This window comes from Micromonospora sp. DSM 43699 (assembly GCF_055517075.1).
This window is the reverse complement of record NZ_JBTMMT010000001.1, coordinates 231773-243738: the sequence shown is the minus strand read 5'-3', so window position 1 is coordinate 243738 and position 11966 is coordinate 231773. Positions and strand designations below refer to the sequence as shown.

Genomic DNA, 11966 nt, shown 5'->3' with positions numbered 1-11966 from the left:
TCGGTCCGGCCGCCGGTCATCCGGCGGCCGGACCGTGCTGGTCGGTCCCGTGCCCGTCGGTCCCGTGTTCGGCGGGGGCGGGGAGGGGTCGCCGGTCGGCGGGGGCGAACTCGCGCAGCAGGAGTTGGACGATCCCGGCGGCCGGAATGGCCAGCAACGCACCGACCAGCCCGGCCAGTTCGGCCGCGACGAGCACGCTGACCAGCACGGTGAGCGGGTTGAGCCGGACCGCCCGGGACATGATCAGCGGTTGCAGCAGGTGGTTCTCCACCTGTTGGTAGACGACGAAGAAGACGAGCACCACGATTCCGGCGGTCGGGGAGCGCAGGAAACCGGCCCCGGCCGCGACGATCGCCCCGAGCGTCGCGCCCACCAGCGGGATCAGGTCGGCGATCGCCACCAGCAGCGCGATCACCGCCGCGAACGGCACCCCCACCAGGACCAGCACGACGTACGTCCCGAGTCCGCAGATCACGCTGATCAGCAGGTTCCCGCTGAGATAGCCGGTGATGGTCCGCGCGGCGCCCCGCCCGATCCGGTCCAGGCGCACCGCCGTGTCGTCGCCGACCGCCCCGAGGGTCGCCCGGATGATCCGGGGCGACTCCAGCACCATCAGGTACGCCAGCACGACGACGGTGACCGTGCCGGCGAGGGTCTGCAACACGCCCCGGAGCAGCCCCACCGCCGGTTGGCGCAGCTCACCGCCGTACCGCTGGACCTGGTCGGAGTGGTGACGGGCGTACCCCAGCAGGCCGAGCCGGTCGAGCAGGCCACCCAGCGGCCCCTGGCCGGCGCGGGTCTGCCGCAGCAGGTCGGGGGCCCGGTCGGCGAACCGACCCAGCTCGTCCAGCAACGGCACCAGGATCACCGCGCCGACCGCCGTCAACAGCCCGAACACGGCGAGGAAGACCAGCAGGGTGGCGAGGGCACGGTGCCGCACCAGGCGGCGTTCCACCCGGTCCACCAGGGGTTTGACGGCCACCGCGAGGAACGCGGCGAGCAGGATCCAGCTGAGCACCCGCCGGGTGGACCAGAGCAGGCCGAGCCCGACGACGACCGCCAGCACCAGACCGATGACGATCAGTGCCCGGCGAGCGGTGCCACGATCGTCGGCGGTACTCATCCGCCGCGGCTACCCGGCGTCGGGGTCCGGAAACCCCGCCCCAGGGTGGCCCGCCCGACAACGACCCGTCGGCGTACCCCGGTGACCCGCCCGTCCGTAACCGCTCCCGGGGGTGGGCCGGTCAGCCGGCGAGGGTGGCGTCCCGGGCTGGCCGTGCCCCGCCGACGAAGGCGTCCAACGCGGTCCCGTGCAGCACCCCGCCGGGCACCTGGTCGGTGGCGGCCCGGGTGGTCAGCCGCCCCACCGGCAGCCGTCCCGGGGCGCGGGTGCCGGCCAACACGACGTTGCCGTACCGCCGGCCGCGCAGCATCCGCCGGTCGGCGACCAGGCAGACGTCGGCCAGGACCGCGCGCAGGGTGGCCACCTGGACCCGGGTGAAGACCAGCGGCGGCAGGTCGGTGACGTTGACCAGGTAGCCGCCGCCCGGCCGCAGGACCCGGGCCACCTCGGTGACGAACTCCACGCCGGCCACGTGCGCCGGCATCCGGGCCGCCCGGTAGATGTCCGCCAGCACGAGGTCGTACGCGTCGTCGGGCGTACCGCCGACCGCCTCCCGCGCGTCGGCGACCTCGACCCGTACCTGTGGTGGCACCGGGGGCAGTTCCCGGTCGACAAGAGCCACCACCGCCGGATCCCGCTCGACGACCCGCTGCGTCGAGCCGGGGCGGGTCGCCGCGACGTACCGGGGCAGGGTCAGCGCACCGCCGCCCAGGTGCAGCACGTCCAGCGGCCGACCGGCGGGAGCGGCGAGGTCGACCAGGGCGGCCATCCGGCGGACGTACTCGAAGTGCAGGTGACGCGGATCGGTCACGTCGACGTACGACTGGGCGACGCCCCCGGCGAGCAGCACGCGCCCGCTACGGCGGGCCGGGTCGACGACCAGTTCCAGCCGGTCGTCGTCGCCCGCGACCCCGGCGGCTTCGGCACGCGCGGCGGGGTCGCCCCGCTGGCTGGCGGCAGGGTCCATGCCGGCACGGTAGCCCAGGTCCGGCGGTGCGGTCGCGCCCGCACCGGCAGCACCGGGAGACACACCGACCGCGTGGCCGGAGGGTCCGCCCGCCGCTTCACTCCCCGGGGGTGAGGGGTGCTCACCCGCCCGGGGCAGATCATCGAGCCGACCGGAGGTCTTCCGAGGCACGCGGAAGGGAAGGTCGTCATGAAGAGGATCGTCGAGATCGTCCCGGCTCGTCCCGGCTGGTATTCGCGGTGGCAGGTCGGCCCCGAGGTGACGCGGTGCTACCCGGTGAGTCTCTGGGCCCTGGTGGAGGAGGCCGACGGCTCGGGACGTGAGGTGGTGGGCATGGACTGCGCCGGCCAGTGGCCCGGAGCGGAGGAGAACGAGTCGGGCGGCGGATTCGTCAGGTACCTGTTCCAGATGCCCGATTCCGGCCTTCCGGAGGACGTCGCACCGCCGTCCTCCGCCGCGCCGAACTCGACAGGTCCCCGGCGGCAACCCGCCGTCGCGGCGGATCGGCCCGCCGTGGCCGCGTGACCGACCGGTCGACGAGGTGGCTCAGCCCACCTCGCGCGCGTCGTCGACGACGCGCGCCGCCTGTTGCTCCACGGCCAGCAACTCGGCCAGGCCGGTACGGTCGAGCAGCTGTTGGAGCCGGGTGCCGACCCCGGTCAACCGGACCGACCCGGTGCCGCCCTGGCTGAGCACCACGAAGGCGCTCAGACCAGACGAGTCGCACAGGCCGACCCCGTCGACGTCGATCGTCAACTCGTGGTAGCCGTCCGCACGGGCTCGGGTCGCCGCGTCGACCAGCTCCGACGCGGTGTCGAAGTCGAGGTCACCGGTCACCCGCAGCAGGGCACGGCCGGCCTCGATCCGGGTCACCTCGATGGACAACAGCGGCGGACGCATGCCTCCATGTTCCCAGCAGACGGTGATCGGGAAACGCCCGGGGTTGCGGCGGGGACGGGGGAACCGGGCCGGCGGAACCGTGCCGGCGGAACCGTGCCGGCCCGACCGGTCGTCCGGTTCAACCGGAGGCGGCGGATCGCTGCGGGGCGGGGACGGCGGACTGCGCCGGCAACGGACGCGCCAGCAGACCCGTGACCCCCGTCATGTCGAGGATGGTCGTCAGGAACCGGGGCGTGGCCCGCAGCCGGATCAGCGTCCCGCCCCGTTGGCCCTCGCGCCAGGCGTGGACGATGACCGACAGGCCGGTGCTGTCGAGGAAGAGCAGCCCGGAGAAGTCGAAGACGATCACCGTCGGTCGTTCCGTCAACAGCCGGTCGACCTCGGCACGCACCGGACCGGAGGTGGTGAAGGTCAGCTCACCGCCGACCGAGACGACCGGCGACCGGGGATCGGCGCGGTCCACCGACATGGTCAGCGGGGCAGCCTGGGGATTCCTGCCATGGGGCACCACGTCACGCCTTTCCGCATGCCCGACGGGTCGGGCCCGACTTCGCCGGATCGTAACAATCTCCCGGGGCGGCCGCAGCAGGTGCGGAACCGCGGTGCGGTGGCGGTATCGGCGTTCCGGCGTAGGCTGAGTGGAACAGATCGGAACTTACCGGCTACCTCCGCGGCAGAGCGGACGGCGACAAGGGGAGTGGGGCTCAACTGGTGACTGCTGCCGACGTCAGGGGCTTCGACCCGGGCGACGGGCGGATCTCCATGTCGAGCGCCGGACGGGCTGCGGCCCGGGCCGTCGGCGCCGTCGGCGGGCTCCCGCCATTGGCCCCGGACCGGGGTGACCCCGAGCCTGCCTGGTCGGAGGTGGTCGAGCACTTCCGCGAGGGCCTGGTCGTCTGCGACGCCGCCGGCGTGGTACGACACGTCAGTCCGGTCGCCAAGCGGCTGCTGCCCGAGGTGGCACCCGGCCGTCACCTGGCCGCTGCCGGGCTCGCCGTGCTGACCGAGGTCGGCGCCGAGCGGGACGGATTCGGTCATCACGGTAGGCGGCTGCGGATCCGCCGGGTGCCGCTGTCCGGGTCCCGTAGCTGCCTCTATGTCGAGGACGTCACCGACAGCGTCTCGCGCGCGGACGCGTTGCTCGCCGAGCGGGCCCGGTCCACGTTCCTCGCCGTGGTCGGCGAGAAGCTCGGCAACCCGCTGCACCCCGACCGGGCCGCCGCCGCGGTGGTGCGGCTCAGCGTACCCACCCTGGCGGAGGTGGCGGTGCTGGTGCTGGCCCCCCGCTCCGGGCGGGCCCGCTGGTGGCGGGCGACCCGGGTCGACGACGAGTCCCCCACTGTGGACAGCGGCGTGCTGCCCGCCGCAGCGCTGCCCTCGGCGATCACCGAGGGTCTGTCCGGGGTGGAACCACAAGCGGTGGACTGGCTCGTCGAGCAGGCTGCCGAGGCCGGCTGGCTGCCGGGGCTGTCGGTCCGGGAGGTGACCGCCTGGGCGGTTCCGCTGCCCGGTCGGGACGCCCCGGCCGGGGTGCTGCTGGTGGCTCGCCTCCTCCGCGGGTACGACGACGCCGACGTGGCACTCGTCCGGGCCTTCGCTGCCCGGGCCGGGGCAGCGCTCACCACCGCGCTCCTCTACCGCAACCAGACCGAGGTGGCCGACACCCTCCAGGCCAGTCTGGTGCCGGTGGAGCCGACCGTGGCGGACGGCGTGCAGTGGGGGACTGCGTACCGACCGGCCCAGGCGAGCCTGCGGATCGGCGGCGACTTCTACGGCGCGCACCGGTTGGCCGACGGCGGGTCGGTGTTCTTCCTCGGCGACGTCTCCGGCAAGGGGGTGGAGGCCGCCGTCTTCACCGGGCAGTTGCGCCAGTGCCTGCAGGCGCTGTACCGCGTCGAGTCCCGTCCCGGCCGGTTGTTGAAGCTGCTCAACGATGCCCTGCTGGAGACCACCCAGGCCCATGGCCAGGGCCGTTTCGCGACAATGGTGCTCGGGGTGGTACGCCCGCAGCGCGACGGGGGCCTTTCGTTGACCATGGCCGGCGGCGGTCACCTACCGCCGCTGGTGCTGCGCAACTCCGGCGAGGTCGAAACGGTGCCGCTGAGCGGAATGCTGATCGGCGTGGTCCCCGATCCCCGGATCGGCGAGGTCACCGTCCGGCTGGCGCCGGGGGAGACCTGCCTGCTCTACAGCGACGGGGTGACCGAGGCGCGGGGCGGTCGCCGTGGTGACGAGCAGTTCGGGCAGGGCCGGCTGGTGCACGCGGTGACCGGCTGTCACCGGATGCCCGCCCCGGCGCTCGCCGAGCGGATCGAACAGGTCACCGGCGACTGGCTGGCGCACGGCGACCACGACGACATCGCCGTGCTCGCGTTGCGGGCGACCGGCCCGGCCGGCCGCCCCCAGCGACACCTGCACTCGGTGCCTGTCATGACGGACCCGGCCGGGACGGACCCGGCCGGGGAGGGGACGTCCCCCTCGTGACCGCCCCGGCCGACCCGTCGCACGCCGTGACCACCACGTCCCGCGCCCTGGACGACTTTCTCGTCACCCTCGCGGAGGCCGACGAGTACGGCGCGATCGAGGTGGCGACCGGGTTGCTCGACGCCGGTGTCCCGGCGGAGCGGGTGCTGCTCGAGCTGGTGGCCCCGGCGCAGAGCGAGGTGGGGGAGCGGTGGGCCCGCAACGAGTGGAGCGTGGCGCAGGAGCACGCCGCGACCCACATCAGCGAACGGGTGGTGGCGGCGGTCGCCGCGTACGCCGATCCGCGTCCCACCCGGGGGCGGATCGTGGTGGCCTGCATGGACGGTGAGTGGCACGCCCTGCCACCCCGGTTGGTCGCCGAGGTGCTGCGGTTGCGCGGCTGGCAGGTGACCTTCCTGGGCGCCAGTGTCCCGGCCGCCCATCTGGTGTCGTACCTGCACCGGCACGACGCGTACGCGGTGGCGTTGGCCTGTGCCCTGCCGATGCGGCTGCCGTACGCGCACCGGATGGTCGAGGCGTGCCGGCGTTCTGACGTGCCGGTGGTGGTCGGCGGGCGCGGGTTCGGTGTGGACGGCCGGTGGGCCCGGCGGCTCGGTGTCGCCTGGGCACCGGACGCGCCGAGCGCGGCGGACCTGGTCGCCGACGAGCGGGCGTTGCGCCGGGTCGTCCCGGCGGACCTGGCCCACCTGGCCGACGACGAGTACGCCAGCCTGGTGAAGCGGCGCGGCGAGCTGATCGACTCGGCGGTGGCGGACCTGCGTGCCCGGGTGCCGGCGGTCGCGGGGTACACCTCGGCGCAGTGGGATGCCACGATCAGCGACCTCGGGCACGCGGTGGACTTCCTGGCTGCCGCCGTCTATGTCGACGACCCGGTGTTGTTCACCGATTTCGTGGCCTGGTGGGTGGCGATCCTGAGCAGTCGGGGCGTGCCGGCAGGGGCGGTCGCGTCCACCCTCGGCCACTACCGCCGTGCCCTGCGTGACTTCCCCCGGGCGGGACGGTTCGTGGCGCTGGGCGTGACGGCGAGCGTCGCCTCCGGTGGCGTCCGGCGCTGACGCGGCGTTGCGGCCCTGCCGGGGACCGCTGCGTATACTTGCTGCACTGCAAGGGTCTGCCTGCGGTGGGAGCGAGAGGGACGACGTTGACCTTCACCGTCACGCACACCGAGCGCGACGGTGGTGGCGCGTGCCTGCGGCTCGTCGGCGAGCTGGATCTCGGTGCGGCCGGAGCGCTCAACGCCGAGATCGACCGGCTCGCCGCCGCAGGTGAGCGACACCTGCTGCTCGACCTCACCGAGTTGACCTTCTGCGACTCCACAGGCATCGCGGCCTTCGTCCGTGGTGACAACCTGGCCGCCGCCGGGGGCGGGTGGCTGCGACTGTTCGGGGCGACCGGCCGGGTGGACCGCGTCCTGCAGATCACCGGTCTGGCCGAGGTGCTGCGCTACCAGCCGGACACCGTCGACCCGCGGTCGCAGGCCGCCCGGTGATGGGCTAAATTTCCCCGCCAGCGGGTGACCGACCCGGTTCCCCGTCCTGCGGATGACGCGTTCAGTTCCCCCGCCGACGGGGTACCGACACCGTCGCCCCCCGATCGACGACACAGACAGGTTGAACCCATGGACCGAGGCGCTACGAACCCCGTCCGCATCCTGGTGGTCGACGACGACCCGGGTGACGTGCTGATGATCGAGGAAGCCCTGGCGGACTCCGAGATCGCCAAGGTCATCGACGTGGTCGGTGACGGTCAGGAGGCGATGGAGTTCCTGCGGCGGGAGGGCCGGCACGTCGACGCCCGCCGCCCCGACGTGATCCTGCTCGACCTGAACATGCCACGGATGGACGGGCGTCAGGTGCTCGGCGAGGTCAAGCGGGACGACGACCTGCGTACCATCCCGATCGTCGTGCTGACCACCTCGAACGCGGACACCGACATCGTGGGCAGCTACAGCCTCCAGGCCAACGCCTACGTGACCAAACCGATCGACCTGGACGACTTCAACGACGTGGTACGCCGGATCGACGAGTTCTTCGGTCGGGTCGTGGTGCTGCCGAAGCGTTCCTGACCGCGCGGATCGTCCCGACGCGTCCCGGGCCGGGCGCCGGCCACCGGCCCGGCGGTCACCCTCAGTTGCTGAACATTTTTCCCGAACTCCCTCGGTGGCGGGCTGCTGCCGCGAGGATCGAGCTGGGACAGACGTACCAGCTTCCTGGGGGGCGACACGTATGAGGTTCTCCGTCGTTGAGTCCGGCTACGACCGGCGGCAGGTCGATTTCTGCCTGGACGAGCTCACAGTCCGGTTGACCCGGCTCGCCGCGCGGGCGGAGGTGTTCGTTGGCGCGGGGCGGGACGCCGACCAGATCCGCCAGGAGGCCACCCTGCTCCTGGCGCTGGTCGACCGTCGGCAGGGCGGCGGCGACCGGGCGGCGGCCCGGCCGGCGGGTCCGGCGGCCGGACAGACGGCGGCCGAGTTCCTGGCCCGCGCGCGCGGCGAGTTGAACGCCGCCCGGGAGGAGGCCCGACAGCTGCGGGAGCGGGTGTACGCCGAGGCGGTACAGGCCCGCCGGGAGTTCGAGGCGTCGCTGCGCGAACGGCGGCACCGGGCGGCCCAGGTGGACCAGCTGCTGACCGGGCTGAGCGTCGAGACGGTGCCCGCCGACACCCCGACCGCCGCCGCCGGTGGCGTGCCGGCGACCCGGGTGGCCACCGGCACCGACGAGGTGACCGTCGACCGACCGGAGCCGGGCACCCGGGTGGCCTGACCACGTCCACCGCTCCGCCGGCTGCTCCGGCTCGTCTGCGGGCCGGTTCGGGCGGGCTGCCGGCCAGGTCGGTGCGTCCCGCCCGGGGCGGCTCAGGTCAGCGCGTCGACCACGGTGGTGGCCCGCACCTCGTGCCGCGCGTACGCGTCGGGGTAGGCGGAGATCTGCACGGCCTGCGCGGCGTCGGTCACGCTGAGCTCCCGCCAGCCGGGGACCTCGGCCAGCGCCGAGTAGAAGGCCCGCGCCGCGTACGCGGGGCGCATCAGCTGCGCGACGGTGCCCCAGCCGCTGCTCGGTCGCTGCTGGAACAGGCCGACCGAGTCATGGTCCGACCCGCTGCCCTGGTGCGGATGGTCGTACGACTCGGGCAGCACGTCGCTGGCCAGGTTGTGCAGGTCGCTCTCCTGCATGGCGGTGGCGACGGCGACCACCAGGCCGCGTCGGGGCACCCCCAGGTCGACACCGACCTCGACGATCACCGCGGCGTTGTCCATCTGGAGTTGGGTGAGCCCGGCGACCGGGCGGGGCCGGGCCGGGCGGGCCGGCTTCTTCGGCTTCGGCGCGTCGCTGCGGGCGGCCGGTGGGCGGGGGCTGGCCGGGACCGGGGTGACCGGGACGGCCAGCGGCGAGGCGGCCCGTTGCAGGGACCGGGAGGCCCGCTGTTCGTCGGCCGCCCGCTCGGCCAGCACCTCCTGGACGGGTCGGGGTTCCCGGTCGACGCGGTGGGTGCCGGCGAACGCGACCAACCCCAGGCAGCAGGTGACCCCACCGGCGAGGGCGATCCGGGCGGGGGTCGAGGCGAGAGCGGCGCGGGCGCCGCGCCGGGGCGGCTCTGGCGCACGGTGCCGGCCGATCCTCCGTTCGACCGGGGGTGCCTCGGTCGGACGGCCGGCCGGGCGGTTCTCGGTCGACGGCTGCTCAGGGGTGTGGTCGGGGTGCACCCGCCGAGGCTAGAGAGGTTTCTACCGGGGATCATCGCCGCTATGGGTGGCCTGCGCCACAATTCGTCGCTATCCGCCCGGATGTTCTCCTCGAAAAACGGTTAAGCCCGCAAAACGTGCGAGCCTAATTTGCCGCTTATTACTTATTGTTCGGGCTTTATCCGTCAGGTGGGGCGTCCCGCCGGGCGAAGATCGGTCATCGGTCGTTCGGCGCAGGCATCCGGCCGTACCGCCGAGGGCAGCCTCGGCCGGGCGGCGGATGCGCTCAGTGCCTGCCGTTCTCGGCCGCGCTCACCGTCAGCCGGTGCCGGCTGTTGTCGTCGCTGGAAAAGGGCCAGAGCCGGTCGGCGTACGCGACCAGCTCGGCCAGCTGGTCCCGGCTCAACCCCACCGACGAGATGCTGGCGTGCACGTCGGCCCGGTACCGGCCGTCGTCGTCGCGCCCCAGCCTCGCCTCGGCGGTCACCTGCACCGTGTGCGCCTCGTCGGTGATCTCCCCGGCCGCCTCGACCGCCGCGTGGTGCAGGCAGGAGGCGAAGGCGGCGGCGAGCAGCTGCTCCGGGGTCAGCCCGGTGCAGTGCGGCGCGAGCGGCGACGCCAGCGCGGTGGACAGCCCCCCGTCGTCGGTGCGTACGTGTCCGCCCGCGGCGGTCGCGCTGGCCTCGTGCAGCCAGGAACTCGGATCCGGCATCGCGTCCCTCCCTCACTCGTCGGCCGGTTTCCCGGCCACGAACGGGTGAAACGCCGTTCCCGGGGCCAGCACACGTCCGGCGTGCGGGTCGGCACGACCTGTGCGCGGCCGGAATGCGGTCAGCGCGACGCGGTGCGGGTCCAGTCGTGCAGCGCCACCGCCTCGGTCGCCTCGGCGGCGGACCGCTCGGTCCACGGCGACACCGGTGCCGTCCGGGGCCGGGGCACCGAGGCCAGCATCGGCACGTAGACCCGGGCGTCGACCACCTCCGCCAGCTCCAGCGCCGCCATGAGGCTGCTGGGTCGCTGGTGCGGGTCGTCGTCGAGGCAGCGCCGGCACAGGTCGACCACCTCGCCCGGCAGTCCCGCGATCGGCGGCAACGGCTCCGCCGTGATCTTCCGACGGGCCCCGACCAATTGGGTGGCGGTGATCCCCGCCGCGTACGGCAACCGTCCGGTGAGGCAGTAGTAGAGCAGCACCCCCACGGCGTACATGTCGGCGGCGGGGGTGGCCGGCTGCCTGTCGAACTGTTCCGGGGCCAGGTAGGCCGGAGTGCCCACCACCACGCCGTCCGGGCTGCGGTCGGGTGCGCCGGCCGGGGTGGCGATGCCGAAGTCGAGCACCTTCGCCCCCGACGGGGTGAGCATCACGTTGGCCGGTTTGACGTCCCGGTGGACGATGCCGTGCGCGTGTGCCGCGGCGAGCGCGGCGGCCACCTCGGCGCAGACCCGGACGGCGATCCGCCAGTCCAGCGGCCCGGCCCGCAGGTGCGCGGCGAGGGTCTCCCCCTCCACCAGCTCCATCACGATGTACGGCATCTCCCGACCCGGCAGCGTGGTCGAGGTACCGAAGTCGTGGACGCTGGCGACGTTGGGATGCACCAGGCAGGCGGCGGACCGGGCCTCGGTCCTGATCCGCTCGACCGAGGTCTCCTCGCCCCGGTGTGCGGGCGACATCAGCTTCACCGCGACCGGCCGGTCCAGCACGACGTCGTGGGCACGCCAGACCTCGGACATGCCACCCAGGCCGATACGCTGTTCGAGCTGGTACCGCCCGGCGAGCGTCCTCATCGACCCGCTCCTGTCCATGCCGACCGCGTCGCCCGGGATGGCGATGGCGCTGCTGAGCCGGTACCCAGCGGCTGCGCTGGGCAAACCGTGCCCGTGCCGCCCCGGCTGCCGGATCGGACCATCCGGGACCGTCCGGCCCGGTACGGTTCGAGCGGGGCCACCGCCACGCGCACAGCGGGCACACAGGATGGGCACAGGTCAGGACCAGTAACCGGTCCCACGATGGGGGCATGGTGACCGAGGGGCAGACCGCACCGAACCGGATCGAGCTGCGCCGCCCCGACGGCGAGCCCGTCCGGGTGCTGGTGGTCGACGACGAACCCACCCTGACCGACCTGCTGTCGATGGCGCTGCGCTACGAGGGCTGGCAGGTGCGCAGCGCCGGTAACGGCATGGCGGCGTTGAGCGCCGCCCGGCAGTTCCAACCCGACGCGGTGGTGCTCGACGTGATGCTCCCCGACCTGGACGGCTTCCAGGTGCTGCGCCGGCTGCGCGAGCACACCCCGACCGTGCCGGTGCTCTTCCTGACCGCCCGGGACGCGGTCGAGGAACGGATCGCCGGGCTGACCGTCGGCGGCGACGACTACGTCACCAAGCCGTTCAGCCTGGAGGAGGTGATCGCCCGGCTGCGCGCCCTGCTGCGTCGCACCGGCTTCGCGGTGACCGCCCGGGAGGAGGCCGTGCTCACCGTCGGTGACCTCACCCTCGACGAGGACAGCCACGAGGTACGCCGGGGCGACGAGCTGATCACCCTGACCGCCACCGAGTTCGAGCTGCTGCGTTACCTGATGCGCAACCCGCGCCGGGTGCTCAGCAAGGCGCAGATCCTCGACCGGGTCTGGAACTACGACTTCGGCGGGCAGGCCAACGTGGTCGAGCTGTACATCTCGTACCTGCGGAAGAAGATCGACGTGGGGCGGGCGCCGATGATCCACACCCTGCGCGGCGCCGGTTATGTCCTCAAGCCCGCGCCGTGACCGGACCGACCGCTCGCCGCGCGGGCGGTGGGCCGGCTGGTCGCCGCGCCG

14 protein-coding genes are annotated in these 11966 nt (G+C 73.5%); 7 read left to right on the top strand and 7 right to left on the bottom strand.

Annotation, left to right across the window (positions count from 1 at the left end; genetic code table 11):
* Positions 1–16: 16 nt before the first annotated feature.
* Both AC0AIB_RS01150 and AC0AIB_RS01145 read right to left on the bottom strand, forming a co-directional pair.
* Complete coding sequence (locus AC0AIB_RS01150; protein WP_328346131.1) at positions 17–1123, bottom strand: AI-2E family transporter; 1107 nt, start codon at positions 1121–1123, stop codon at positions 17–19.
* Positions 1124–1244: 121 nt separating this feature from the next.
* Positions 1245–2090: a spermidine synthase gene (locus AC0AIB_RS01145; protein ID WP_328346133.1), complete on the bottom strand. Its 846-nt coding sequence runs from the start codon at positions 2088–2090 to the stop codon at positions 1245–1247.
* 189 nt (positions 2091–2279) lie between these two features.
* Between AC0AIB_RS01145 and AC0AIB_RS01140 the strand changes: the two genes are divergently transcribed.
* Positions 2280–2615: a hypothetical protein gene (locus AC0AIB_RS01140; RefSeq protein WP_328346135.1), complete on the top strand. Its 336-nt coding sequence runs from the start codon at positions 2280–2282 to the stop codon at positions 2613–2615.
* Between the two features lie 21 nt (positions 2616–2636).
* Here the strand turns inward: AC0AIB_RS01140 and AC0AIB_RS01135 are convergent, their stop codons facing one another.
* Together AC0AIB_RS01135 and AC0AIB_RS01130 are read right to left on the bottom strand one after the other, a co-directional pair.
* Positions 2637–2990 carry an STAS domain-containing protein gene (locus AC0AIB_RS01135; protein WP_328346137.1) on the bottom strand — a complete coding sequence of 118 codons (354 nt, stop codon included), beginning with the start codon at positions 2988–2990 and terminating at the stop codon, positions 2637–2639.
* A 118-nt stretch (positions 2991–3108) separates the two neighbouring features.
* On the bottom strand, positions 3109–3459 hold the full coding sequence (locus AC0AIB_RS01130) for an STAS domain-containing protein (protein ID WP_328346139.1): 351 nt from the start codon (positions 3457–3459) through the stop codon (positions 3109–3111).
* A 242-nt stretch (positions 3460–3701) separates the two neighbouring features.
* On the opposite strand from AC0AIB_RS01130, the gene AC0AIB_RS01125 reads away from it, so the two are divergent.
* The 5 genes from AC0AIB_RS01125 to AC0AIB_RS01105 all read left to right on the top strand — a co-directional run bounded on the left by AC0AIB_RS01125 (position 3702) and on the right by AC0AIB_RS01105 (position 8236).
* Positions 3702–5474 (top strand): PP2C family protein-serine/threonine phosphatase, encoded by a 1773-nt coding sequence (locus AC0AIB_RS01125; RefSeq protein WP_328346141.1) that lies wholly within the window; start codon positions 3702–3704, stop codon positions 5472–5474.
* A complete protein-coding gene (locus AC0AIB_RS01120) occupies positions 5471–6529 on the top strand; it encodes a cobalamin B12-binding domain-containing protein (protein ID WP_328346143.1) in 1059 nt (352 codons plus the stop codon). The genes AC0AIB_RS01125 and AC0AIB_RS01120 overlap by 4 nt, the downstream gene beginning before the upstream one ends.
* Before the next feature lie 86 nt (positions 6530–6615).
* Positions 6616–6963 carry an STAS domain-containing protein gene (locus tag AC0AIB_RS01115; protein WP_328346145.1) on the top strand — a complete coding sequence of 116 codons (348 nt, stop codon included), beginning with the start codon at positions 6616–6618 and terminating at the stop codon, positions 6961–6963.
* A gap of 129 nt (positions 6964–7092) precedes the next feature.
* On the top strand, positions 7093–7539 hold the full coding sequence (locus AC0AIB_RS01110; RefSeq protein WP_328346147.1) for a response regulator: 447 nt from the start codon (positions 7093–7095) through the stop codon (positions 7537–7539).
* 160 nt (positions 7540–7699) lie between these two features.
* Complete coding sequence (locus AC0AIB_RS01105; protein WP_328346149.1) at positions 7700–8236, top strand: ATPase; 537 nt, start codon at positions 7700–7702, stop codon at positions 8234–8236.
* A 92-nt stretch (positions 8237–8328) separates the two neighbouring features.
* Here AC0AIB_RS01105 and AC0AIB_RS01100 read toward each other — a convergent pair whose 3' ends face one another.
* The 3 genes from AC0AIB_RS01100 to AC0AIB_RS01090 form a co-directional block, all read right to left on the bottom strand.
* Positions 8329–9177, bottom strand: coding sequence for a hypothetical protein (locus AC0AIB_RS01100; protein WP_465095828.1), 849 nt, complete (start codon positions 9175–9177; stop codon positions 8329–8331).
* A 265-nt stretch (positions 9178–9442) separates the two neighbouring features.
* Positions 9443–9868, bottom strand: a complete 426-nt coding sequence (locus AC0AIB_RS01095; RefSeq protein WP_328346153.1) for an OsmC family protein — start codon at positions 9866–9868, stop codon at positions 9443–9445.
* A gap of 119 nt (positions 9869–9987) precedes the next feature.
* The gene (locus AC0AIB_RS01090) at positions 9988–10938 is read right to left on the bottom strand and encodes a serine/threonine-protein kinase (protein ID WP_328346155.1); all 951 of its coding nucleotides are present in this window, start codon (positions 10936–10938) and stop codon (positions 9988–9990) included.
* A 230-nt stretch (positions 10939–11168) separates the two neighbouring features.
* On the opposite strand from AC0AIB_RS01090, the gene AC0AIB_RS01085 reads away from it, so the two are divergent.
* Positions 11169–11915 (top strand): response regulator transcription factor, encoded by a 747-nt coding sequence (locus AC0AIB_RS01085; RefSeq protein ID WP_328346157.1) that lies wholly within the window; start codon positions 11169–11171, stop codon positions 11913–11915.
* Positions 11916–11966 lie beyond the last annotated feature (51 nt).

Bases quoted from the DNA above. Each gene is read 5' to 3' on its own strand.
- AC0AIB_RS01110 (WP_328346147.1), top strand. From the start codon at position 7,093: ATGGACCGAGGCGCTACGAACCCCGTCCGCATCCTGGTGGTCGACGAC.
- AC0AIB_RS01090 (WP_328346155.1), bottom strand. From the start codon at position 10,938: ATGAGGACGCTCGCCGGGCGGTACCAGCTCGAACAGCGTATCGGCCTG.
- AC0AIB_RS01130 (WP_328346139.1), bottom strand. From the start codon at position 3,459: ATGTCGGTGGACCGCGCCGATCCCCGGTCGCCGGTCGTCTCGGTCGGC.
- AC0AIB_RS01150 (WP_328346131.1), bottom strand. From the start codon at position 1,123: ATGAGTACCGCCGACGATCGTGGCACCGCTCGCCGGGCACTGATCGTC.
- AC0AIB_RS01140 (WP_328346135.1), top strand. From the start codon at position 2,280: ATGAAGAGGATCGTCGAGATCGTCCCGGCTCGTCCCGGCTGGTATTCG.
- AC0AIB_RS01085 (WP_328346157.1), top strand. From the start codon at position 11,169: ATGGTGACCGAGGGGCAGACCGCACCGAACCGGATCGAGCTGCGCCGC.
- AC0AIB_RS01135 (WP_328346137.1), bottom strand. From the start codon at position 2,990: ATGCGTCCGCCGCTGTTGTCCATCGAGGTGACCCGGATCGAGGCCGGC.
- AC0AIB_RS01095 (WP_328346153.1), bottom strand. From the start codon at position 9,868: ATGCCGGATCCGAGTTCCTGGCTGCACGAGGCCAGCGCGACCGCCGCG.
- AC0AIB_RS01145 (WP_328346133.1), bottom strand. From the start codon at position 2,090: ATGGACCCTGCCGCCAGCCAGCGGGGCGACCCCGCCGCGCGTGCCGAA.
- AC0AIB_RS01105 (WP_328346149.1), top strand. From the start codon at position 7,700: ATGAGGTTCTCCGTCGTTGAGTCCGGCTACGACCGGCGGCAGGTCGAT.